Source organism: Mycetocola sp. (genome assembly GCF_046716805.1).
Classification (GTDB): Bacteria; Actinomycetota; Actinomycetes; order Actinomycetales; family Microbacteriaceae; genus Mycetocola_A.
This window is the reverse complement of sequence record NZ_JBKJWH010000042.1, coordinates 1-2,593: the sequence shown is the minus strand read 5'-3', so window position 1 is coordinate 2,593 and position 2,593 is coordinate 1. Positions and strand designations below refer to the sequence as shown.

At 64.8% G+C, this 2,593-nt stretch carries 2 protein-coding genes; both read left to right on the top strand.

All coding sequences use genetic code 11. The annotated features are described in order from the left end of the window. Positions 1-1,647, top strand: a 1,647-nt coding sequence (locus ACLQ62_RS03405) for an SbcC/MukB-like Walker B domain-containing protein (RefSeq protein ID WP_411720260.1), incomplete at its 5' end; no start/stop codon positions are given. Further along, positions 1,644-2,593: DUF3322 domain-containing protein (locus ACLQ62_RS03400; protein WP_411720259.1), on the top strand; the 950-nt coding region annotated here is incomplete at its 3' end. The genes ACLQ62_RS03405 and ACLQ62_RS03400, both read left to right, overlap by 4 nt.

Below are 2,593 nucleotides of genomic sequence, written 5' to 3'. Positions count from 1 at the left end.
CCCTTCTCACGCTGGGTCCAGGACCGGGTAGCCGACGCGGCCGTCGACCACCTCTGCGTTTCCGACACAGCCTCACTTGACGGCCGCGAACCACGAGTAACCCCTTCCGGGCAGACCCGTAACGGTGACAAGGGCGCTCATGGGGAGTCCGGAGACGGCGACATCATCGGCTTCTCCAACGAGCGTCGACTCGCGGACATAGACAGGCTGCTGGCCGAGCTCGAACCGCCGATCGCCTTGGTGCGCAAGCGGATCGACCAAGTGCGGGCACGCACGACCGATCTCCGCCTGCAGAAGGAGGCGCACGTCTACGTCCAGGACGCCGTCTGGGACGGTATTGACTATCTCGGCATCGAACGGCGCATCAGCGAACTCGAGGACGAGATTACCCGACTCCGCGCGGCCAACACGATCCTGGATGCTCTGCAGGCCGACGAAGAACGCATCAAGCCGTTGTTGAAGCAAGCCAACAGGGACAAGGTACTCGCCCAGGACGGCCTGGACAAGCTGGAGAAGCGCCACAGTGATCTCGTCACCGGGCAGGACAGCGCCCAGGACGGTGTGAACGAGATCGTCAACGCGCAGACCGCCACCGTCACCGAGGCCCAGCAGGTCTACCTAGACAACCTGTTCGCTGGCAATTGGGATGCCACGAGCCTGGACTCGTTCCCGACGAACATGCGTGCCTTGCGCAAGCGTCTCAAGGAGGAGATCGAGTCCGCACGCCGAGGCGCCAACAGCGCGACGAACGCGATGGAGAGCATGTTCGAGGCGTACAAGAGCCGCTGGACGGAGCACAATCTCGGCTCCACAGTCGCCTCTGCAGACGGTTATCGCGAGATCCTTGACCGGATCCAGTCCGAGGGGTTGCATGAGCGCCGAGACCGGTGGCGGCGGGAATTCGCCGCTTGGTCCAGCGACGACCTGCTGCGCCTCAACGACGCGTTCGACACCGCCCTCGAGGACATTGAAGACCGTCTCGAACCAATAAACCGGATCCTTGAGACGCTTCCGTTCGGCGGCAAGGGTATCCTGCAGATCAGCCTCCGCCGCCTGCAGAGCGCCGAGTTGAGCGCTTTCCGCCGAGGCCTCCGCGAACTCTCGTCAGGCCTCGCGCACGAGCTCACGGACCAGCAGGTCGAGACCCGGTTCAAGAAGCTTCGTGATTTCATGACCCGCCTGCGCGTCCCCGAAGGACACACCAAGTCCTCCACGTCGCAACGCGATCGGTACCTCGATGTGCGCCAGCACGTCGTCATAACCGCGGTTTGTCTCGACGAGAATCGTCGCGAGATCGCCAGCTACGACTCCCTGGGCGGTAAGTCCGGCGGGGAGACGCAGGAACTCGTCGCATTCATCGTCGGCTCGGCACTGCGCTACCAGCTCGGCGACGAATCGCGCTCCCGGCCCCGGTTCGCGCCGGTGTTCCTCGATGAGGGGTTCGTGAAGTCTGATAGCGAGTTCGCCGGCCGGGCCGTCAGGGCATGGCAGGACCTTGGATTCCAGCTTGTCATAGGGGCGCCGCTCGACAAGGTGACGGCGCTTGAGCCCCACATGGACCTGCTCCTCACTGTCACCAAGAACGAACGCGGGTACTCCTACGTCGCCGATCTGCTCGACGTGCCTGACCCAGGAGAGGACGCATGAAGACACCTGACGCCGTCATTGCGGACATCCGCCGCCGACTGAGCGAGAAGTGGCACATAGCCCTGGTCGGCGGGGATACCGTATTCCCGCACGCGTTCCCCCTGGGGCGCCCGGCCCCCGCCGCCCTGCATGACGACTACGCGCCGATACTTGCGTGGACGGTCGAGTTGCAGGACTGGACCAGACAAACCGGCGTTCTGCTCGAGTGGGAGAACCGCAAGGCAAAGGGCGGCACCGTGCAGGCCGTCCCGACTCACGCACGAGTGGGATCCATAGATCACGCCGTCGCGATCGTTGCCGGTGACTGGCCCGACCGACTAGAGCGGGCCCGCGCGCAGCTCGTCATTCTGCGCGAGCGCTACCCCCACGTGGTCGACCTCGGCCGCACTTTACGGCTCGTCGACACATACTCGGCTGTCGACTTCGAGTTGCTCCTTGTCGTCGCCGACTGGTACCTCGAGGACCCGGCCCGTGCCGCGCACGGCGTCACCCCGCGGCAAGTCCCGATCCCCGGCGTGCACGCAAAGTGGCTTCAGTCACACAGGCCCGGGGTGCAGGCGCTCACGGGTCTTGCCGACCTTGGCTTCCTGCCCGCGCACCCGCCCCGCATTCACTTCACCTACCTCGACCCGGAATACAGAGCAATCGGTGCGCGCGTCCACGACTCGGCCACCGTAGGCGATACCTTCGCGCCTGCCTATCGCCCTGAGGTCGTCGTCATCTCCGAGAACAAGGACACAGCCATCCACTTCCCGCCCCTCGCCGGCGGCATCTCTGTCGAGGGTGTTGGCAAGGGCGGCAAGACGCTGGCGTCGTTCCCCTGGATCCGAGACGCGCCGGTGGTCGTGTACTGGGGCGACATCGACAGAGATGGCTACGAGATCCTCGACGGATACCGGGGAGACTTCGATCGCGATGTCGACTCGATCCTCATGGATCCGGAGAC